This is a genomic window from Rhizobium sp. 11_C7_N12_5 (assembly GCF_051811145.1).
Taxonomy (GTDB): Bacteria; Pseudomonadota; Alphaproteobacteria; order Rhizobiales; family Rhizobiaceae; genus Rhizobium; species Rhizobium lusitanum.
The window spans coordinates 2,118,422-2,137,868 of the sequence record NZ_JBPWPY010000001.1 but is presented as its reverse complement, the minus strand read 5'-3'; the positions used below and the strand labels follow the sequence as shown (position 1 = coordinate 2,137,868).

Annotated in this window: 18 protein-coding genes; 6 read left to right on the top strand and 12 right to left on the bottom strand. The window is 61.1% G+C overall.

The window, feature by feature from the left end:
• Positions 1-28: 28 nt before the first annotated feature.
• A complete protein-coding gene (gene greA, locus AB8B29_RS10535; RefSeq protein WP_037194784.1) occupies positions 29-511 on the top strand; it encodes a transcription elongation factor GreA in 483 nt (160 codons plus the stop codon).
• Between the two features lie 299 nt (positions 512-810).
• Here greA and AB8B29_RS10530 read toward each other — a convergent pair whose 3' ends face one another.
• From AB8B29_RS10530 to AB8B29_RS10520, 3 genes are read right to left on the bottom strand one after another with little or no spacing between them, the layout of a single operon-like run.
• On the bottom strand, positions 811-1,194 hold the full coding sequence (locus AB8B29_RS10530; protein WP_037194783.1) for a glyoxalase/bleomycin resistance/extradiol dioxygenase family protein: 384 nt from the start codon (positions 1,192-1,194) through the stop codon (positions 811-813).
• Positions 1,160-2,344, bottom strand: a complete 1,185-nt coding sequence (locus tag AB8B29_RS10525; protein ID WP_439006477.1) for an MFS transporter — start codon at positions 2,342-2,344, stop codon at positions 1,160-1,162. The genes AB8B29_RS10530 and AB8B29_RS10525 overlap by 35 nt, the downstream gene beginning before the upstream one ends.
• Before the next feature lie 22 nt (positions 2,345-2,366).
• Positions 2,367-3,152 carry a DeoR/GlpR family DNA-binding transcription regulator gene (locus AB8B29_RS10520; RefSeq protein WP_037194781.1) on the bottom strand — a complete coding sequence of 262 codons (786 nt, stop codon included), beginning with the start codon at positions 3,150-3,152 and terminating at the stop codon, positions 2,367-2,369.
• A 239-nt stretch (positions 3,153-3,391) separates the two neighbouring features.
• On the opposite strand from AB8B29_RS10520, the gene AB8B29_RS10515 reads away from it, so the two are divergent.
• Positions 3,392-4,576, top strand: a complete 1,185-nt coding sequence (locus AB8B29_RS10515) for a benzoate/H(+) symporter BenE family transporter (RefSeq protein ID WP_037194780.1) — start codon at positions 3,392-3,394, stop codon at positions 4,574-4,576.
• Between the two features lie 327 nt (positions 4,577-4,903).
• Positions 4,904-6,616, top strand: a complete 1,713-nt coding sequence (gene leuA, locus AB8B29_RS10510; protein WP_037194779.1) for a 2-isopropylmalate synthase — start codon at positions 4,904-4,906, stop codon at positions 6,614-6,616.
• A 61-nt stretch (positions 6,617-6,677) separates the two neighbouring features.
• On the opposite strand, the gene AB8B29_RS10505 is transcribed toward leuA, so the two are convergent.
• From AB8B29_RS10505 to AB8B29_RS10480, 6 genes are all read right to left on the bottom strand, one after another.
• Positions 6,678-8,522, bottom strand: coding sequence for an ABC transporter ATP-binding protein (locus tag AB8B29_RS10505; RefSeq protein WP_037194778.1), 1,845 nt, complete (start codon positions 8,520-8,522; stop codon positions 6,678-6,680).
• Positions 8,523-8,792: 270 nt separating this feature from the next.
• The gene (locus AB8B29_RS10500; protein ID WP_037194776.1) at positions 8,793-8,996 is read right to left on the bottom strand and encodes a hypothetical protein; all 204 of its coding nucleotides are present in this window, start codon (positions 8,994-8,996) and stop codon (positions 8,793-8,795) included.
• A 99-nt stretch (positions 8,997-9,095) separates the two neighbouring features.
• Positions 9,096-9,920 (bottom strand): anti-sigma factor family protein, encoded by an 825-nt coding sequence (locus tag AB8B29_RS10495; RefSeq protein WP_051963390.1) that lies wholly within the window; start codon positions 9,918-9,920, stop codon positions 9,096-9,098.
• Positions 9,921-9,941: 21 nt separating this feature from the next.
• The gene (locus tag AB8B29_RS10490; protein WP_037194773.1) at positions 9,942-10,457 is read right to left on the bottom strand and encodes an RNA polymerase sigma factor; all 516 of its coding nucleotides are present in this window, start codon (positions 10,455-10,457) and stop codon (positions 9,942-9,944) included.
• A gap of 210 nt (positions 10,458-10,667) precedes the next feature.
• Positions 10,668-11,201, bottom strand: coding sequence for a tetratricopeptide repeat protein (locus AB8B29_RS10485; protein ID WP_376774232.1), 534 nt, complete (start codon positions 11,199-11,201; stop codon positions 10,668-10,670).
• 125 nt (positions 11,202-11,326) lie between these two features.
• Positions 11,327-12,247 (bottom strand): metallophosphoesterase family protein, encoded by a 921-nt coding sequence (locus AB8B29_RS10480; RefSeq protein WP_244655168.1) that lies wholly within the window; start codon positions 12,245-12,247, stop codon positions 11,327-11,329.
• 71 nt (positions 12,248-12,318) lie between these two features.
• Between AB8B29_RS10480 and AB8B29_RS10475 the strand changes: the two genes are divergently transcribed.
• Positions 12,319-12,810, top strand: coding sequence for an NUDIX domain-containing protein (locus AB8B29_RS10475; RefSeq protein ID WP_037194765.1), 492 nt, complete (start codon positions 12,319-12,321; stop codon positions 12,808-12,810).
• A 48-nt stretch (positions 12,811-12,858) separates the two neighbouring features.
• Here AB8B29_RS10475 and AB8B29_RS10470 read toward each other — a convergent pair whose 3' ends face one another.
• A complete protein-coding gene (locus AB8B29_RS10470; RefSeq protein ID WP_037194763.1) occupies positions 12,859-13,848 on the bottom strand; it encodes a glutathione S-transferase family protein in 990 nt (329 codons plus the stop codon).
• Positions 13,849-14,195: 347 nt separating this feature from the next.
• Here AB8B29_RS10470 and AB8B29_RS10465 point away from each other — a divergent pair, with 347 nt between their 5' ends.
• Together AB8B29_RS10465 and AB8B29_RS10460 are read left to right on the top strand one after the other, a co-directional pair.
• Entirely contained in the window at positions 14,196-14,768 is a 573-nt protein-coding gene (locus AB8B29_RS10465; protein ID WP_037194760.1) for a GNAT family N-acetyltransferase, read from the top strand.
• A 143-nt stretch (positions 14,769-14,911) separates the two neighbouring features.
• The gene (locus AB8B29_RS10460) at positions 14,912-16,903 is read left to right on the top strand and encodes a PhoX family protein (protein WP_113118500.1); all 1,992 of its coding nucleotides are present in this window, start codon (positions 14,912-14,914) and stop codon (positions 16,901-16,903) included.
• A 39-nt stretch (positions 16,904-16,942) separates the two neighbouring features.
• Here AB8B29_RS10460 and AB8B29_RS10455 read toward each other — a convergent pair whose 3' ends face one another.
• Together AB8B29_RS10455 and AB8B29_RS10450 are read right to left on the bottom strand one after the other, a co-directional pair.
• Positions 16,943-17,368 (bottom strand): GNAT family N-acetyltransferase, encoded by a 426-nt coding sequence (locus AB8B29_RS10455; protein ID WP_037195389.1) that lies wholly within the window; start codon positions 17,366-17,368, stop codon positions 16,943-16,945.
• 5 nt (positions 17,369-17,373) lie between these two features.
• Positions 17,374-19,446, bottom strand: a complete 2,073-nt coding sequence (locus AB8B29_RS10450; RefSeq protein WP_037194756.1) for a membrane protein — start codon at positions 19,444-19,446, stop codon at positions 17,374-17,376.
• Position 19,447: the final 1 nt, after the last annotated feature.

Genomic DNA, 19,447 nt, shown 5'->3' with positions numbered 1-19,447 from the left:
ACGCGCCGCGCCCGAAGGGAGTTCGAGATTGGCTGTTGCCTTCACCAAGGAAGAGAGTTTCGAAACCGCTTCGGAAACCCTGATTCCTGATCGCCCAATTTCGGCGCATCCGAATCTTGTGACGGAAGCGGGGTTGAAGGCTCTGGAGTTGCAGCTCCAGCAAGCGCGCGAGGCTTACGATGCTTCGAGCACAATCGAAGACGTGAACGAACGTCGCCGGCAGGCAGCAAGCCCCTTGCGAGATCTGCGTTACTTTGCGGCAAGAGTTCGCACGGCTCAGCTTGTCCCTGACCCGACTTCGATTGACACCGTCGCCTTCGGGAGCACGGTGACCTTCAGCCGTGACGATGGGCGCGTGCAGACCTATCGCATCGTCGGAGAGGATGAAGCGGACCCCAAGGCCGGTTCGATTTCCTTCGTATCCCCGGTGGCAAGGCTTCTGATCGGCAAGGCTGTCGGAGATGTCGTCAGCGTGGGTGATCAAGAGCTTGAGATCACTGCCATCTCGTAGAGCGCCCAACTGGCCGCCATGCGAAAGCAACGGCTCTACAAGACATTCTCGAACAGTTTATAACTCTCTGAAGTCGCCGGTCAGCCGGAGAGCGCACCATTAAGGCTTATGAACTGAGGATTTGCCGGCATGCACTGTTGGTGAAGTGGTTTCACAACCGGCATGTCCTTGACCAGAAGAGGGTGCTGGCGGCGGGATCGGCCGCCGCCAGCGTTCGCCGCTTGGGAGGGTGCAACGTTTCCGAGGGCGGCGAATTCGAAAAATTCGGATGACGAGCGTCGTCCGGCCTGCAATGCTTTCTACGTCGTGATCTCGATCGGAGTGCCGTCCGGCATGGTAATAACCGCCTCGTAGAAACCGTCGCCCGTTGTCCGGGGCCCGGATTTCAGGCAGCCATCCGTCTTGCATCGCTCGGCCAGCGCATCGACCGCCGCCCGGTCGCCCAGCGATATTGCGATATGGCCCCAACCGACGCGTTCGTCATGCGTATCGGCTGGAAGCCATGGGCCGGTCATCAGTTCGACCTGGTCGAGCCCCGCAGACAGATGCACGAAGCGGGAGATGAAGCCGGGGCGGCGCTGGCTGTGATAGGGCTCGCCGACGGTCGCTCCGAAGTACTTCATCCAGAACGCCGCTGCGGCGTCGATATCATGTGTCCACAGAGCGGTATGAGCGATGCGCATTTGCGTCCTCCTGGCCCTGGGGGCGGGTAACGATGCCGGCGCATAGAGGTGCGGCGCACAGCAATATGGCGAGCATCCAGAATGAGCCGGGCAAGCCGACATGGTTCGCGACGAAGCCCACACTGGCAGGCCCGATCAACACGCCCGCATATCCGCACATGGTGATTGCGGCGACAGCCAGCCCCGCCGGCATGACCGTCTGCGTCCCTCCCTTGCGGAAGAGCACCGGCACGATGTTGGAGGCGCCAAGCCTGATCAGCAGAAAGCCGCTCATGGCAAGGATCGCGATCGGGCTCAGCAGCAGAACGACGAAACCGGCCACCGCGACGAGGCCGCCCCATAGCATGATCGCCCTGTCGCCGAGCTTCGCCGTGATGGTATCGCCGGCCAGGCGCCCTGCTGTCATGGCAATCGCAAACAGCATGTAGCCGAGGCCGCCATGGCTGGCCTCGACCCTGCCTTGCGTGGTGAGCAGCAGGGCGCTCCAATCGAGAATGGCGCCTTCGACGAGGAAGGTAATGGCGGCGAGGACGGCAAGCAGCAAAACAAAGCTGCGGGGAATGGCGAAGAGCGGCGCATCCTCCGACGGAACGGTCCTGAGCAGCCGGGGCCATGCGACGACCATGGCGAGTACCATCAGGGCAGAAGATAGCAATGTTGCGACCAGAGGGCCGGCGTGAACGGATAGCAACAACGTCACCAGCAACGAGCCGATAAAGCCACCAATGCTGAAAAGAGCATGAAAGCCCGACATCAGAGGCCGGCCGGCGCCTTTTTCCACCTCGACAGCGTGAATGTTCATCGCGACGTCGAGTGATCCGAGCGATGCGCCAAACACGGCGAGGGTGATGCCCAGCGTGAATGGCGTGCTGGCTATGGTGAGGATCGGCAAGGTGAGCGCGAGCCCCAATCCGCCCGCAATAATGATGGGTTTGCTGCCGTAGCGTGCGCTCAACATGCCGGTGGCAAGCATCGCGGCGACCGAGCCGAGGCCTAGGCAAAGCAGCAATATGCCCAGCACACCGTCATCGACCCCGAGCCGGGCCTTGGCGAAGGGGACGAGGGGAGCCCAACAAGCGAGACCAAATCCCGCGATCAAAAAAGCCAGTCGTGTTGCCAGCCGAGTTTCCGGCCGATCAGCGGATTGCATGATGATTCCCCGTCTTTCGAGATCAGGACGATGAAGTGATGTCGTTCGGCTTCACGAGAGCGAAACCAGCTTCGACCGCGGCTTCCACGTCGCCAGCTGGCAGGTCGTCTTCGACAATCAGCCAATCGATATCGGCGGCACCGCCGATGCGATGCGCCGCACGCTCGTGAAACTTTTCTGACGTTGCTATGGCGATGCGCGACGCGCTGCGTTTGATGAGCGTCCGTTTGAAAATGGCGTCCGCGTGTTCATGCACGCTGATGCCGTTTCTCGCCGAAACCGCGCAGGCACCCACGAAGCAGCGATCGATATTCATGTTCTCGATGGCTGCAACCGCCGTCGCGTCGACGCTGCCTCCGACGATGGCATTGACCGCGCCGCCGATGAGGATGAGCTCGAAGTCGCCACGGTTCATGATGGCGGACGCTATGTCGATGGAGTTTGTGGCAATCGTCAGTTCGCTGTTCTTCGGCAACAAGTCAACGATCGCAAGATTCGTGCTGCCGCTGTCGAGAAATACAAACTCGCCCGGTTCGATCATGCTGGCGGCTGCTCGCGCCAGCGCCCTTTTTCGATCGGATGCCTGCCCGATCCGCGCAGAGATGGGCTGCGAGGGCGTCAGGAGAGGAAGCGCACCGCCATAGACGCGCCGGCATTTGCCCTCGGCGGCAAGCGCCCTCAGATCCCGGCGCACGGCATCCTCGGAAACGTTGAACTCGGCCGCAAGCGATGCGGCGACGATCTGCCGTCCGTCCGCAAGCCGTGCTTCTATGACGTCGCGGCGGGACAATGGAAGTGAATTGCTCATGAATTTGCATTAACGTGCAGAAACGAGAGAGTCAATCTGCATGTTTGTGCATGTTTAGTGATCTGCGATGATCATGTGTCGAGGGCCGGCAAGTTGCATTGTCCGCTTCGGCACCGTTCGCCGATGGCCGGTCTTGCTGTCATCGTTGCCACTTTGCCCGGGAACTGCACTTGCACGCCCGCTGCTTGTGATGCTCCATGTGAGTTCAATCGTCTTTTCCGCCCTGAGTCTTCGCCGCCATGCTCAAAGATTTCTCCATCCAAAGCCTGTTCATGGGGTGCCTCACGGCCTTTGTCGGCTTTGCCAGTTCCTTTGCCGTTGTTTTCCACGGTCTGCAGGTCGTCGGCGCGACGGATGCGCAGGCGGCGTCCGGCCTGATGGCTCTTTCGGTTGCAATGGGTCTTTGCGCCATCGTGCTGAGCGCAGTGACCAGATTGCCCATCAGCATTGCCTGGTCGACGCCCGGCGCGGCGCTGCTTGCGAGCGCCGGTGCGATCGAGGGCGGCTTTCCAGCGGCGGTCGGGGCTTTCTTCATCTGCGGTGTCCTGATCGTCATTGCCGGGCTGTTCCGGCCGTTCGGCCGTGCGGTGGCTTCCATCCCCGCGCCGCTGGCCAACGCTATGCTTTCGGGCGTGCTGCTTGGCCTGTGTTTTGCGCCGGTGAAGGCGATTGCCTTCAATCCCGCATTTGGCCTGCCGATTATCCTTGCCTGGATCATTGTCGGCTCCTTCAAGCGGTTGTGGGCAGTGCCGGCGGCACTTGCCGCCTTCGCCCTGGTGCTGGCCTTCGGCGTGAAAATACCGGATGGCGCATTCGCTTCGCTCGAGCATTCGCTGTTGCCGACTGTGGAACTGGTGAAACCGGTCTTCACCATCGCCGGCCTCGTCTCCATCGCGCTGCCGCTATTCATCGTGACCATGGCGTCGCAGAATATCCCCGGCATCGCGGTGCTGAAGGTCCATCACTACGATCCCAAGCCGGGCCCGCTATTTGCGATCACCGGTGTGTTTTCGCTGTTGGCCGTGCCCTTCGGCGGCCATGCGGTCAATCTTGCGGCGATCACGGCCGCCATGTGCGCCGGCCAGGATGCGCATGCGGATCCCAAGCGGCGTTACTGGGCTGCGATCGTTGCCGGGATCGGCTATATTATCCTGGGATTGCTCGCCAGTGCCGTCACCGCTTTCGTGGCGCTGGCACCGCAGATCCTGATTGAGGCGGTCGCCGGCTTGGCGCTGGTCGGCGCGCTGTCGAACTCAGCTCTCAATGCTTTCCAGCGGGCGGAATCGCGCGAGGCTGCCGCGATTACATTTCTGGTGACGGCATCGGGTGTTTCCTTCGGCGGAATTTCCGGCGCCTTCTGGGGCCTGCTTGCCGGCGGATTGATGATGGCGCTGTCGCGCGGCGTGCAGCTGCTGAAGAAGTGAGCAGGGGGTTGCTTCTTTGTTGTCGCGCGGCTATAAGCGCGACCATGAAGTTGACTGGCGCAAAGATTTCCGAACAGATTGCACGTGGGCGCTTCGCCCTGCGTGACAATACGCGCGCCCTGACATCGCTTCTCCTCCTCGGCCTTACGCGCGGTTGCCGGGTCCTTTGAGGAGCGCCCGGCGGCCGAAAAGCCCGCTGGCCATCGCTCCTCGCGACTTACCCTAAAATCGACAGTACACCCGCGAGGGGTCCGCATTTGTCATCGCCAAGCCGCATCCGATCGGCTAAGACGCGGGATAAATGACGGGAAAGGAAGAGACGAAACCATGGACGCAAACAGCCATTCCCCCAAAGGCATGCCCGAAGCAACGGTGAAATACCGCGCCTATCCCCAGATCAACATTCCCGACCGGACATGGCCGTCCAAGGTCATCACCAAGGCGCCGATCTGGTGTTCCGTCGACCTGCGCGACGGCAATCAGGCGCTGGTCGATCCGATGGGCCACGACCGCAAGGCGCGCATGTTCCAGCTGCTGCTGGACATGGGCTTCAAGGAAATCGAGATCGGTTTCCCCTCGGCCTCGCAGACCGACTTCGATTTTGCTCGCTGGTGCATCGAGCAGGGCAACGTACCTGACGACGTATCGCTGCAGGTACTGGTGCAGTGCCGCCCGGAATTGATCACCCGCACTTTTGAGGCTCTCGAAGGCGCCAACAAGCCGATCGTCCATTTCTACAATTCCACCAGCGAATTGCAGCGCCGCGTGGTGTTTGCCAAGGACGTGCAGGGCATCAAGCAGATCGCCGTCGATGCAGCGAAGATGATCAGCGACATGGCGGCCAAGGCCGGCGGCGGCTATCGCTTCGAATATTCGCCGGAAAGCTTCACCGGCACCGAGCTGGACGTGGCGCTGGAGATCTGCAACGCGGTGATCGGCGTGATGAAGCCGACGCCGGATAACAAGCTGATCATCAACCTGCCGTCGACTGTGGAAATGGCGACGCCGAACATCTATGCCGACCAGATCGAATGGATGTGCCGCAATCTCGACAATCGCGAAAACCTGATCATCTCTCTGCACCCGCACAATGACCGCGGCACGGGCATCGCCGCCGCCGAGCTGGCCTTGATGGCCGGCGCCGACCGCGTCGAAGGCACTCTGTTCGGCAATGGCGAGCGCACCGGCAACGTCGATGTCGTCACCATGGCGTTGAACATGTTCACGCAGGGCGTCGATCCAGAGCTGGATTGCTCCAACATCGAGCGCATGAAGGAAGTCTTCGAATATTCCAACCAGATGGCGATCGGCGAGCGTCACCCTTACGTCGGCGAATTGGTCTACACCGCCTTTTCCGGCTCGCACCAGGATGCGATCAACAAGGGCATGAAAGCTGCCAAGGTCGCCAACCATCCGGTCTGGGAAGTGCCCTATCTGCCGATCGACCCGCAGGATGTCGGCCGTACCTATGAGGCGATCATCCGCATCAACTCGCAATCCGGCAAGGGCGGCATCGCCTATATCATGCAGCAGGACTACGGTTTGAACCTGCCGCGCAATCTGCAGGTGGAATATCGCGAAGAGATCCAGCGCATCACCGATGAGGAAGGCAAGGAATTGCCATCCAAGCGCATCTACGAGCATTTCATCGAGCGTTACGTAACGCAGCCGGGTGCCCGCCTTCGCTTCGTCGATCATCACACCTTCGCCGATCCCGAGCGTAAGGGTCAGCGCATCGTCGCCGCCGAGATTACCGACAATGGCGAGGTGAAGCGTATCGAAGGGCATGGCAACGGCCCGATCGACGGCTTCATCAACGCGCTCTCGATCTATCTCGGCGTTCCGATGTCCGTCGAAGATTATTCAGAGCATTCGCTGCAGCATGGCTCCAACGCCTCGGCGATCTCCTATGTCGAGATTTCCTATCCGGGCGGTAAGCTCTTCGGTGCCGGCATAAACACCAACATCGTCGCTGCCTCCCTGGAAGCGATCGTCTCGGCGGCAAACCGCGTGCTCGATATCAAGACGGCGAAAGGCTGAGGCCATCAGCCCCTTCTGTTAAAATCCCCTCGGTCACGCCGAGGGGATTTGTTGTTGCGTATCAGCTCGCTGCCGGATCGTCGGCTTCGATGAAGCCGCCGGATTGGTGTGCCCAGAGCGCGGCATAGATGCCGTTGCGGGCGAGCAACTGTGCGTGGGTGCCATCCTCGACGATACGGCCGCCGTCGAGGACGACAATGCGGTCCATCCGCGCGATGGTCGACAGTCGGTGGGCGATGGCGATGACCGTCTTGCCCTCCATGATGCCGTAGAGCGTGTCCTGGATGGCGGCTTCTACTTCCGAATCCAGCGCCGACGTCGCCTCGTCCAGGATCAGGATCGGCGCATCCTTCAGAATGGCGCGGGCGATCGCTATGCGCTGCCTTTGGCCGCCTGAAAGCTGGACGCCGCGCTCGCCGGCATGGGCGTCATAGCGGGTCCGCCCTTCATGGTCCCGCAGGCTGGCGATGAAACCGTCGGCGGCGGCATTTTCGGCGGCCATGACAATCGCGGCCTCTGAAACGCCGGCATTGCCGTGGGCGATGTTGTCGCGAATGGAGCGGTGGAGAAGAGTGGCCTCCTGGCTTACCATGGCGATCTGCCGGCGCAGGCTTTCCTGCGTCACGCGGCGGATATCCTGGCCGTCTATTTCGATGGAGCCGGACTCCGGGTCGAAGAAACGCAGCAGCAGGTTGACGAGGGTGGATTTGCCCGTGCCCGAGCGGCCGACAAGGCCGATCTTCTGGCCCGCCGCAACCCGCAGGGAAACGCCGTCCAGACCGCCATCACCTTTGCCGTAATGGTGGGTGACTTGCTTGAAGGCGATCTCGCCGCGATCGATAGCAAGCGGGTGTGCCCCGGGCGCATCCTCGATCGAGAGAGGCTGCGCCACGGTCAGCAGCGATTGCCGCATCGCGCCAAAATGGGCAAACAGAGAGGAAACGGCATCCAGCATCCATTCCGCCATGCCGGTGATGCGGAAGCTCAGGGCAAGCGAGGCCGCGATCAGGCCGAGCGCCGCGCCGCCCGACTGCCATAGGATCACGGCATAGCCGACCAATGCGACGATCAGGAAACTGCCGAGGAACAGCATGCTCGAATTGACCGTGACCTCGAGTTTCTGCACGCGAACGAAGGTTTCTCGCGCGGTGGCAAAGCGCTGCAGGGCTTCACGATCCTCCGTTTGCGCGTCGGCAAAGAGCTTTATGAGGTCGATATTGGCGTAGGTGTCGACCGTCATGCCCGCAAGAGCGGCATTGGCTCCCTGGAAGTTCTCCGATGCGTGGCGCAACCGTGGGATGACGAAGGCCATCATGCCAAGATAGCAGCAGAGCCATACGATCAGCGGCCAGATCAGGCGCGGATCGATCGAGGCCATCAGCCAGAACGAGCCGGCGACATAGATCGAGACGAAGGACAGGGTATGCAGCACGGCATAGGCAGCACCGGTCGCCGACGTACCGATGTCGCGCACCTGGCTGGCGATGCGCCCGGAGAAATCCTGGCGGAACCAGCCGACTGATTGCCTGAGCACATGACGATGCGCGCGCCAGCGGAACAGCGTCTCGGCATTCGGCCTGAATGCGATGTCGTCAAGGCTCTCTCTGAGATAGCCCGCAAGCGGCCGGCCGATCAACACCAGCGCGGCGGCGGCCAGCAGCCCGGTGCCTTGCGATGCCCAGAGTTCATCCCGCCTGGCTGCTGCCAGATTATCCACAAGCTGGCTGGTATAGCCGATGAGCCAGATTTCGATGGCAGCGCCTATGACGGTCAAGGCCAGACTCATGGCCATGACAGTTCGGAAAGGGCGAAGGTTGGTGATGAGATACCGCCACGTCTGCGACGATGGCTTCAGCTCGCCATAATCCTGGAACGGATCGACGAACTCTTCAAAGCGACGAAACATGAGTGCCCTCCGAGGGCGGGAAATAGCAATCTGATGGGCGGACCGAACAAGCAGTCCTTCACGGCACTGCTTTTCAGCGGTGGTTTCCTGTGCCGTGGGTTTTCATCAAAGTGCTCTCCTCATGGTCGCTGCTGCCTCTATAGCGTGTATCGGCGCCAATGTCAGCAGAAATTGCGCTGCAGCCAAGCAATGCGCCGGCAGCACAGAACGGACCATGATTTCAGAGGTGTCAAAGCCGATGCCGAGTAACGACACGCGCTTGTGGCGCGCTCAGGATTTTTGCTGGGCAAGGACGTCGCGCTGTTTCGTCAACCGCTCGAGCTCTTCTTCCTGTTCGGCGATGCGATCCGACGTCCGTTCTTCGTCCGCCGCGCCGGAAAAGGCGGTGGCTTGCTCGATCAGCTCGCGCAGATTTTCCCTTATTGCCGCAATTCGACTGTCGATTTCCGGGATGGTCAGCAGAATGTCGGACATGGTGAAACTCCAGCGAGAATATAATCCAATGCGATTGACCGCCACCCATTATCCATCGGCTGGCTGGCAGCCGCAAGCTGCAAAGCGAGAGAATGCTTTTTAGATTTCCGAGGATACCCTATTGGCAATCTGGTCGAGCATCGCATCCGAGGAGGGGCCGACGACTGCATAGGTCACGCCATTGCGATGCCAGGATACGATGCTGACATCGTCCTTGATGGTCTCGTCGAAATTGTCGTCATTCGACGCACCGTCGATCTTGGTGAAGCAGATGGCGACGACGTCACCATCCAGGTTCTTGTAGATCAGCTGGCCGACAGGCTTGCCGCCGGCAACGAACATGCGTGCGCCCTGGAACACGAGGCCGTCGGCGGCAAGATCCGGAAAATTGAACTTGACGCCCACCGTGCTCGATAGCCACTTGCCGATCTCATCCAGCTCGCTCGCTTGCAGTTCGACCATATGGTGCGGCTGGCGCGAATAGATGCGATGGTAGGCGGCAATGTCATCCAGCCAGTTGCGCGTCGATGTCTGCGCCGGAGTGGGCGGCGCGGCTGCCGGCATGCCCGGTGGCTGCATGCCGAAGAAATAGCCGATGCCGCCGCCGAGCGCGAACAGGATGAGGGCGGCCGCAAGCGACTGCCTGCCGGTAGGGGCAAGTTTCAGGGATGGCCGGGCAAGACGGGGGGAGGGGTCGCGCGTCTTCGGAGGCTGCGCACTCTTGATGGACCGCACAAGTGCCAGCGGCACCGGTTCCTTCAACACTTCGTCGAAAGCCTTGCGGCCGACATCGGAGCCGTGCTTCAGTTCATCGAAAATCCGCCGCGCGTCAGGATCGGAAGCAATGAGCTTTTCCAGCTCGTCCTTCTCTTCGCGGCTCGTCTCGCCATCCATGAAGGCGGACAAACGAACTTCGAGCGGCATTTTCTTCATGTCCTGCAATGCTTAAAACCTTCGAGACGAGCGGCTGTGGCCTTGGGAGGCAAGATAGAGACGGGCGCTGGAGAGCCGCGATGTCACTGCCGACAAGGGAATGCCGAGAATATCGGCCGCCTGCTTGTAGTTATGCCCTTCGACTTCGACCAGCAGGAAGACACTGGCAAGTCCTTCGGGCAAAGATGTGACCAAACGGTGCGCTTCTCCGTCTTCCACCGGATTGGTATGCGTAGCCGATGCCGCCGGCTCGCCCTGTTCCAGGGCACTGCCTTTGGCGGCGGGGCGCAGCTTGTGGCGCCGGGCTTCGTCGACCCATTGGTGTCGGGCCATCGTATAGAGCCAGCTTTCCAATTTGCCACCGCCGTTCCAAAGATGGAATTTAGCGATGCCGCGCTGACAGACGCTCTGGACGAGTTCGTCCGCATCGGTCAAATCGCCGGTGAGTGTCACCGCGAAGCGGCGAAGCTTCGGGAGAAGGCCGACCAGATCGCGTCTGATGTCGATGGCTGCTACCGGCGTGGGCATGGTCGTTCCAGAGAGGTGTTGGAGGTTGTCACACTGGCGATGCCTTTCCGCAAATGACGGCCTTTCCCTTGTGAAAGGTCATGCGAGCGGAATGATCGTCCTGTGTTGGTATGAACCATTTCTATGCCGTTTCGCAAGTCTTCAAAAATTGCTCGCGCACTTGCCTGCCGTCATTCGAGTGCCGTGCCGTCAAGGCCCCGGCCCCATGCCCTAATAGGTGACCTGGCCCTTCAGCGATTGCAGCAGCGAGCGATATGCCCAGGTATTTTCACCGCCACGATCACGGATTTCGACAAGCTGCACGCGCGCGCCCTGGACATCGCCCTGCGCGAGGAGGGCTTGTCCCATATAAGAGCGCGCAAGAATATAGTTTTCGTCGCGTTGCAGGGCCTTGCGGTAGTAGCTCATGCCGAGCTCCATACGACCGGCCTTGCGGTTGGAATAGCCGAGATAATTGAGGATGCGGGGATCGTTCTGATTCTTGGCGAGCTTCAGGACAGTGATGGCGTTGTCGTACTGGCCGGCATAGGCGAATTCGCGCGCAGCCTGGAACAACTGATCATCGTTGAAGCCGCTTTCCTTCGGCTTCACGCATTCCTTCTTGTCCTTGTCCCACACCTTGCCGTCTGTGCACTCGGTCGTGGTCTTGCTCTTCGGTGGTGGTGCCGTTTCGTCGTTTTCCGTACCGGCGGCGAAGGCGTGCAGGCTCGCGGTGAGCAAAAATCCGGCCGTAAGCGCCATCATTGCGGAGCTCTTCTTGGCGACCTTAAAACCCATGCTATCCTCCGAGAATCCGATAGTTCGATTGTAGCTCCGTATCTTCAAAAACGCTACCGAAACGACGCGGTCGGTGGACACAAAACACGAGATCATAGCGCCAGAATATCGACGCCTTCGGCCTCGACACCCTCGCCTCTGGCATCGAGGCTGTAGCGTTCAGCCTTCAGTTCCCAGGCGCCGGGGCGACCGGCAATGGTGAAGAGATTGTAGGCGGCGCGCGGCTTCAGTCCGCCGGCGCCCTGCGAGGCCGAAGCGATGCCGACGACCGGCACCGGGCCGGTGTGTCCGCGCAGCCAATGCACGGTGTTGAGGTGCGTATGGCCGTGAAGGACCAGTTCGGCGCCGCCCGTCGAGATGGCGGCCGCAAAGCGGCGAATACCGATCATGCGCTTGTAGAAGCTGGTCGCGCCGCGGATCGGCGGGTGATGGATCATGACGACGCGAAAGAGCCCGGCATCGCCGGCGGCGCGAAGCAAGTTCACCGTTTCGCGCGCCTGGCGGGCGGAGTAAAAGCCGCTGGCGGCGAAGGGAGGCGTGGCGAAGGCTGTGGAGCAGCCGATCAGCGCAACCTGATCGCGAACGCGCAGATACGGGAAGATATGCTGGTCCTCTGGCCATTCTGCCGGCGCGCGATCACCCCTGACATAGGGATACCAGGCGCGCATGGCTTTCTCATATGACCCTGGCACATAGGCATCGTGATTGCCGGGAACGACCGAGGTGTCGAGCGGGTCGCCGACCGTCTTCAGCCATGCCGCCGCCGTTTGGATCTCGATGCCGCTCGCAAGGTTGACGAGATCGCCTGTCACGGCAAGATGATCGACTTGCTTCGCCTTGATGTCGTCAAGAAGGAGATCGAGCGTACCGCCAAAAAGGTGCTTGCGCCGGTTCCGATGCCAGTTCACAAATCCGGTAATGCGTTTGGAGGCGAGTTCTCTGATCGAAAGGCGTGGCAGGGGACCTAGGTGAATATCGGAAATATGCGCGAGCTTGAACATGGGATGAGACATAGCCCACTCTTTTGTCAAAACAAATACATCCCCTGTCTGATTACGGATCGACGAAGCGTCGGAGTTCAGGCATGAGCGACGAGATCTCTCGCGACGAAAAGCGCGGGCTGGGCGTGCGGCTGCTCGGCTTTGCGCTGCATACCTATTTCGCGCTGACCCGCAGCATGACGCTCGGCGTGCGCGCGGCCTGCTTCGACGGCGAAGGGCGAATTTTCCTGGTGCGGCATTCCTACATCGCCGGATGGCACATGCCCGGCGGTGGTGTCGAACGCCATGAGACGGTGGAGCAGGCGCTTGCGAAGGAGCTGCGGGAGGAAGGCAATCTGGTGATATCGGGCAGGCCGCAGCTCTTCCACGTCTATTTCAACAACCGCACCAGCAGACGCGACCATGTCGTCTTCTACCGTGTTGAGGTAACGCAGACGGCGCTGCGCAAGCCGGATCGCGAAATCGTCGAAAGCGGCTTCTTTCCTCTCGACGCGCTTCCCAAGGGCGCGACCAAGGCGACCTATAGGCGGCTAAAGGAACTGGAGGGGGCGGAGCCTCCCTCGAACTATTGGTGACATCAGCCTCGCCATCGACGGCCACGGCGAGGCTTGTCCAGTTCCAACTCAGGCAGCCTTTGCCAATCCCTCCCGGCCATGCGGGCGATCGAAATCAAGGTCCGGGCCGATGGGCACGATGCCCGTCGGGTTAATCGTCTTGTGGCTGCGATAGTAGTGGTTCTTGATATGGGCGAGGTTCACCGTTTCGGCCACGCCGGCAACCTGATAAAGATCGCGCAGATATGCCGAGAGGTTTGCATAGTCGGCAATGCGGCGGATGTTGCATTTGAAATGGCCGACATAGACGGCGTCGAAGCGAACGAGTGTGGTGAACAGCCGCCAGTCGGCCTCCGTCAGCCGATCTCCGAACAGGTAGCGCTTCGTCGATAGCCGCTTGTCGAGCATATCGAGCGTCTCGAAGAGGCGACGGGCATTTTCCTCGTAGGCCTCCTGCGCTGTCGCGAAGCCGGCCTTGTAGACGCCGTTGTTGACAGTGTCGTAGACGATCTCGTTCAGCGCATCGATGTCCGATCGCAGGTCTGCGGGATAGAAATCCTCCCTTGATCCGGTCAACGCATCGAAGGCGCTGTTGAACATGCGGATGATTTCGGCTGACTCATTGTTGACGATCGTGCCGGTCCGCTTGTCCCAGAGAACGGGGACCGTCACACGACCGGAATAGTGCGGATCGGCCTTGACGTAGATTTCCCAAAGCGCCTTGGCGCCGAAAAGGGGATCGAGCGTCCCTCCGTCTTTCCCTTTGAATTCCCAGCCGTTTTCCAGCATCAACGGATCGACGATCGAGACCGGGATCAGATCCTCGAGCTTCTTCAGCCTGCGGAAGATCAGGGTGCGGTGCGCCCAGGGGCAGGCAAGCGAAACGTAGAGATGGTAGCGTCCGGCCTCGGCCTTGAAGCCTCCGGTTCCAGTCGGGCCGGGTGTGCCGTCCGGGGTGATCCAGTTACGGAACTGCGATGCGGCCCGCTTGAAATGGCCCTTTGTCCCCTTGGTGTCGTACCAGACGTCGTGCCAGACGCCGTCAACCAACATGCCCATTGTTCTGTCCTTTCGGAAATGCTGCTGCGAACTTAACCTCGAAGATACGGCATGCCGACCGAATTTCGAGACGATAAACGATGAACACTGCGTTGCTGGCATGATCGGCAGGCATCGGAGGCGTTCCACTTGGGTCACATCATCGTGCAGACACGATCAGCGTCAACAAGCAGCGGCCCGCATTTTACATTGGACGCGCCGGATATTTCCTGCTATCGGGCTTGTCACACTTTGAGGACCGCTTGTCATGAAAGTCACCAGAAGCCTGCGACGACGCCGATGATCCCGAACGCTCGATGAGCGCCTTCGAGAACAATTCCGTCTGTCTATATGGTTTCCTTGGTCTAATGTACAAGCACGATCTGGTCTACCTCACTGAGGATGCGTCGCACGACGCTGTCATCGAACTCATCAACGAAGAAGCATTTGGTCCCGGCCGGTTCACCCGTGCCGCTGCACGGATTCGCGAGCAGGGGCCGCATGATCGCACGCTGTCCTTCATCTGCGCCGACGACGGAGAAACGATCGCCTCCGTGCGCATGACGCCGGTGCTTGCCGGCTCGGTCAAGGGGCATCTGCTTGGGCCGCTCGCGGTCCGGCCCTCGCACAAGAACCAGGGTATCGGCCGAGAACTCGTGCGGATTGCTGTCGAAGCCGCCAAACGCAAGGGGTCGGAAGCGGTCATCCTTGTCGGCGACCCGCCCTATTACGGCCCGCTCGGCTTCGAAAAGGTCGCTTATAACGCCCTGACGTTTCCGGGTCCGGTCGATCCCAACCGCGTTCTGGTCGTGTCGATTGCCGCCGACACGCATGAGCGGCTGCATGGTTCGATCGTCTGGCGTGACGGTTCTGTTCCGGCCGTTATTGCCGAAGACGAAGATGCGAATGAGATGGTGCCGCTGACCGCAATTGCGGTCTAGCGGCCGTATCATTTATAGCTGTACCTAAGCCCGTGGCTCTCGCATTCCGACGCCCGGTCATTTTTCATCGACCTGTCATATAGCCAACCTAAGAGTTTTCCTCGCCCTATTCCGGGCGATTGCTAAACTTTGGGGGTAAAGCAATGACAGGAAATCTCACACAGAAAGACATATTCCCGACCAGTCAGCTCGAAGAAGCCGACGGGGAGGGGCAAAACTGCACCGACAATCCGACGATGGGGGAAATCATCAGTCGTCGTTTTTCGCGCCGTGGCTTCCTGCAAGGGTCGCTCGCCGTTTCCGCCATCGCTGCAACGGTGGGGCCCGTTGCTTTGATGAGCGCTGAAAAGGCACGCGCAGCCGGCGGTTCCGCCTTCATTTTCAAGGAGATCGAAGCCGGTGTCGATGCCGATCATCATGTCGCGGAAGGTTATGATGCGAATGTCCTGCTGCGCTGGGGCGATGCGGTTTTCGCTGACTCACCTGCCTTCGATCCGAAGAACCAGACGGCAGAAGCACAGCGCCGCCAGTTCGGCTACAACAACGACTATGTCGGCTATATCCCGCTCGGCGGCTCGTCCGAGCACGGTCTGCTGGTCGTCAATCACGAATACACCAATCCGCACCTGATGTTTCCGGGCCTGGTGACCGTTGCGGACGGCAAGATCAAGCAGGCACCGCTGAGCAAGGAGCAGGTGGATATCGAAATGGCAGCCCATGGCGGCACCATTGTCGAGATCCGCAAGGTCGACGGCAAATGGCAGGTCGTGCCTGATGGCAAGTACAACCGTCGCATCACGACCATGACCGAGATGCAGCTCACCGGCCCGGCAGCGGGCGACGAGCGGCTGAAGACGGTGGCAGACGCCAGCGGCAAGAAGGTGGTCGGCACGCTCAACAACTGTGCCGGCGGCGTAACGCCCTGGGGCACCTACATCATGGCCGAGGAAAACTTCCACGGCTATTTCTCCGGCAAGCTGCCCGAGGGCCACAAGGAGGCCGCCAACTACAAGCGCTACGGCGTGCCGGAAGGCGGATATGAGTGGGCGAACTTCCACGACCGCTTCGACCTCGGCAAGGAACCGAACGAGCCCAACCGCTTTGGCTGGATCGTCGAAGTCGACGCCTTTGATCCGCAGTCGGTACCGAAGAAGCGCACGGCGCTCGGACGCTTCAAGCACGAGGGCGCTGCCAACATCATCTCGAAGGATGGCCGCGTGGTCTTCTATCTCGGCGATGACGAACGCTTCGACTATGTCTACAAGTTCGTGACCGCTGCTGCCTATAACGAGGCTGACCGCGCCGCCAACCTCGACTTGCTCGACAACGGCACGCTCTATGTCGCCAAGTTCGCCGACGACGGCGCGCTGCAATGGCTGCCGCTGACGTTCGGACAGGGTCCGCTGACGACGGAAAACGGCTTTACGAGCCAGGCTGACGTGCTGATCGAAACCCGCCACGCCGGTGATCTGCTCGGGGCGACGAAGATGGACCGCCCGGAGGACATCGAACCCAATGCCGTCAACGGCAAGGTCTATGTGATGCTGACCAACAATACCAAGCGCAAGGCGGAACAGGTGAATACCGCCAACCCACGCGCCGACAACGCCTTTGGTCACATCATCGAAATCAGCGAGGACGGCGGCGCATTCTCAGCGACGTCAGGCAAATGGGAAGTGCTGCTGAAGTGCGGCGATCCTTCCGTCGCCGCTGTCGGCGCATCCTTCTCCACCGACACGACGAAGAACGGCTGGTTCGGCATGCCGGACAACTGTTCGATCGACGCTGCCGGGCGTCTCTGGGTAGCGACCGACGGCAACAGCAACAAGGCGACCGGCCGTACCGATGGTCTCTGGGCCGTCGATACGGAAGGCGCTGCGCGTGCGACCTCGAAGTTGTTCTATCGCGTGCCTGTCGGTGCCGAACTTTGCGGCCCGCTTTTCCTGCCGGATGACCAGACGGCCTTCGTTGCCGTGCAGCACCCGGGCGATGGTGGCGATGACTGGTCCGGTCACGGCCGTCCGTCCTACTACGAGGACCTGTCGACGCGCTGGCCGGACTTCAAGCCGGACATGCCTGTCCGTCCGGCTGTCGTGGCCATCACCAAGGCCGGCGGCGGCAAGATCGCCGTCTAAGGTTTTGCAATAGAAGCGAAAACCGTCGCCCCGCTGTCATCAGCGGGGCGATAGCTTTTTCTGCAGGAAGAAACGGCTGCGGCCGGTGGGAAATTCCGGCAATTCGCCGAAGATGACATAGCCCTGCCGTTGATAGGCGCGCAGCGCCTGCGGATTGAAGGTGTCGATCCAAGCGCCTTGGCAGCCGCGGGCCATTGCTTCCGCTTCCGCCGCTTCGAGCAGCTTTCCGGCCATGCCCTGACCGCGCAGCGTTTCCGGCACGAACAGCCATGCGGTGAACAACCAGCCCCAGGCCGTGTAGCCCGAAACGCCGCCGATAGTCTTGCCGCTTTCGTCGCGGATCAGCACGGCGAGCGGGCGGCGTTTGGAGGGGCCGACATCGGCGGCGTTAAAGGCGGTCAGACCCTCGCTGATTGCAGCAAGTTCGCTTTCGGAGGGGGTATCGGTCACATCGAGGTGCGTCATCGCATTCACCGTCCTTCGCGCCACCAGGTGGCGGAGAAGGCAAAGAGCAGGGCGGCAAGACCCGCAAAGCCTGCGAACAGGGGCAGGGAATTGATCCCCTTCAGCACGGTTTCGTCGGTCATGCGGATGGTCAGGCGCTGGCCGTCGGCAACACGGACGGCACCGCGAACAGGCAGGACCTGTGGAACCGTGACGCCACCATTGGCGCCGGCGATACGGGTGACGAGACCCTTGGTCTTTTGCGCCAAAGGCTTCAGAGTCTCGGTGGTCGAGATCATTGCCTTGAACTCAGGAGCGTCGATCGCGCCGATATGGACGAGCGTCGAGAGACTGCCATTGGCGATCTGGTAAAGCCCAATCTCGTCCATGTGCTTCTCGGCCTGATAGAGGCCCGGCTGCGTCCGCTTCAGTTGCAATGTCTGCGTCTTGCCGGAGGGCGATTTGATCGTGGCCGGGCCGGGGTCGTCGCCGACGGTCTGGCGAGTCACCTCCAGCGTACGGCCGGCGGCGTTTGCCGTCAGTGCTTCTTCTTCCAGCGCCGGCTCCTTCAGCAGCCAGTGGGCAATGCGTCGGTAGAGCGACACATGCGGGCCGCCGCCTTCGAAGCCGCGTGCCCAGAGCCAGCCCTCATCGGAGAGCAGCATGGCGACGCGGCCCTGACCGACACGGTTGAGCACCAGCAACGGGCTGTTGTCGGCGCCGACCATTACGGTCTGCCCCTGCGGCTTTTCGACATCGACGCTGCGGAACCAGCGGCCCCAATGCGGCGGCTCGGTGTCGGATCCGTCGAGGCCGCGCGTTACCGGATGCTTGCGACCCTGCTCCGAAAGGCGCGGATAGAAGGGCTTCTCGATCATCTGGCCGGTCGGCTCTGCCGGCAGCACTGAGGCGAGCGGGGTGAGCGCGATCGAATTGCCGGCTGCGTGTTCGGGGCCGGCTGCGACGAGCAACGCGCCGCCGTTTTCGACGTACTGCGCCATGTAGTCATAATAGATCGTCGGCAGGACGTTCTGACGGTCCTGGTAACGGTCGAAGATGATCAGGTCGAAAGAGCTGATCTTGTCGACGAAGAGTTCGCGCGTCGGGAAGGCGATCAGCGACAGTTCGTTGATCGGCGTGCCGTCCTGCTTGTCCGGCGGGCGAAGAATGGTGAAGTGCACGAGATCGACGGAGGCGTCGGATTTCAACAGATTGCGCCACGCGCGTTCACCGGCATGCGGCTCGCCGGAGACGAGCAGCACGCGCATGTTCTGGCGAATGCCCTCGATCAGCTGGACCGTGCGGTTGTTGATGGGTGTGACCTCGCCCGGCACTTCGGCCACGGAGAATTCGAGGACATTGTTGCCGGCGCGCGGCACCTTGAAGCTGAAGGGCGTATCCTGGCCCGGCGTTGCCTGCAGCGTCGCGATCTCGTCGCCATTCATCTTTGCGGTCACGGCAGCGGTGCCGCCCGGGCTTTTGCCGTCGTCGACGACACGTAGGACAAGCTGCTGTTCGTCGTTGACGATGCCGAAGCGGGGCGCGCGCACGATTTCGATGCGGCGATCGAATTCGTTCGGCTTGCCGGTGATCAGCCCGTGGATGGGCGCGTCGAAACCGAGCTGCTGGTTCACGCCGGGAATGTCGTGGATCTGACCGTCGGTCAGGAAGATCGCGCCGCCGATCCTGGCAGGTGGCACGTCCGCGATCGCCGAGGAGAGGGCCGCGAAAAGCCGCGTCGATGGCGAATCCGATTCCGCTGGATCGCGCGCCTCGACGATGCGGGGCTCTATGCGCGGAAACTGCGCCAGACGATCCTTGAGCATCGCCAGGGCATCGTCGGTCATCTTGGCGCGCTCCGGCGTGTCCTGGCTCAGGCTGCGGTCGACGACGACGGGAACGATGGTGGTGAGCTGATCGCGGTCTTCCTGCATCAGCACGGGGTTGGCGAGTGCTGCCAGCAGGGCGAAGGCGGCGAGCGCGCGGATCCAGCTCCCACGCAGGCGCCGGTAGATCGCAAGCGCCGCGATGGCGAGCGTCAATACCGCGAGCGCTGATAGCACGGGCCAGGGCAGGAACGGGGCAAAACCGATATTCATC

What these genes read in the sequence shown, in the direction of transcription:
- AB8B29_RS10455 (WP_037195389.1), bottom strand. Translation starts at nt 17,368, where the DNA reads ATGACGCACCTCGATGTGACCGATACCCCCTCCGAAAGCGAACTTGCT.
- AB8B29_RS10460 (WP_113118500.1), top strand. Translation starts at nt 14,912, where the DNA reads ATGACAGGAAATCTCACACAGAAAGACATATTCCCGACCAGTCAGCTC.
- AB8B29_RS10500 (WP_037194776.1), bottom strand. Translation starts at nt 8,996, where the DNA reads ATGTCCGACATTCTGCTGACCATCCCGGAAATCGACAGTCGAATTGCG.
- AB8B29_RS10515 (WP_037194780.1), top strand. Translation starts at nt 3,392, where the DNA reads ATGCTCAAAGATTTCTCCATCCAAAGCCTGTTCATGGGGTGCCTCACG.
- AB8B29_RS10525 (WP_439006477.1), bottom strand. Translation starts at nt 2,344, where the DNA reads ATGCAATCCGCTGATCGGCCGGAAACTCGGCTGGCAACACGACTGGCT.
- AB8B29_RS10450 (WP_037194756.1), bottom strand. Translation starts at nt 19,446, where the DNA reads ATGAATATCGGTTTTGCCCCGTTCCTGCCCTGGCCCGTGCTATCAGCG.
- AB8B29_RS10485 (WP_376774232.1), bottom strand. Translation starts at nt 11,201, where the DNA reads ATGATGGCGCTTACGGCCGGATTTTTGCTCACCGCGAGCCTGCACGCC.
- AB8B29_RS10470 (WP_037194763.1), bottom strand. Translation starts at nt 13,848, where the DNA reads ATGGGCATGTTGGTTGACGGCGTCTGGCACGACGTCTGGTACGACACC.
- leuA (WP_037194779.1), top strand. Translation starts at nt 4,904, where the DNA reads ATGGACGCAAACAGCCATTCCCCCAAAGGCATGCCCGAAGCAACGGTG.
- AB8B29_RS10530 (WP_037194783.1), bottom strand. Translation starts at nt 1,194, where the DNA reads ATGCGCATCGCTCATACCGCTCTGTGGACACATGATATCGACGCCGCA.
- AB8B29_RS10480 (WP_244655168.1), bottom strand. Translation starts at nt 12,247, where the DNA reads ATGTCTCATCCCATGTTCAAGCTCGCGCATATTTCCGATATTCACCTA.
- AB8B29_RS10495 (WP_051963390.1), bottom strand. Translation starts at nt 9,920, where the DNA reads ATGCCGCTCGAAGTTCGTTTGTCCGCCTTCATGGATGGCGAGACGAGC.
- AB8B29_RS10520 (WP_037194781.1), bottom strand. Translation starts at nt 3,152, where the DNA reads ATGAGCAATTCACTTCCATTGTCCCGCCGCGACGTCATAGAAGCACGG.
- AB8B29_RS10465 (WP_037194760.1), top strand. Translation starts at nt 14,196, where the DNA reads ATGTACAAGCACGATCTGGTCTACCTCACTGAGGATGCGTCGCACGAC.
- AB8B29_RS10475 (WP_037194765.1), top strand. Translation starts at nt 12,319, where the DNA reads ATGAGCGACGAGATCTCTCGCGACGAAAAGCGCGGGCTGGGCGTGCGG.
- AB8B29_RS10505 (WP_037194778.1), bottom strand. Translation starts at nt 8,522, where the DNA reads ATGTTTCGTCGCTTTGAAGAGTTCGTCGATCCGTTCCAGGATTATGGC.
- AB8B29_RS10490 (WP_037194773.1), bottom strand. Translation starts at nt 10,457, where the DNA reads ATGCCCACGCCGGTAGCAGCCATCGACATCAGACGCGATCTGGTCGGC.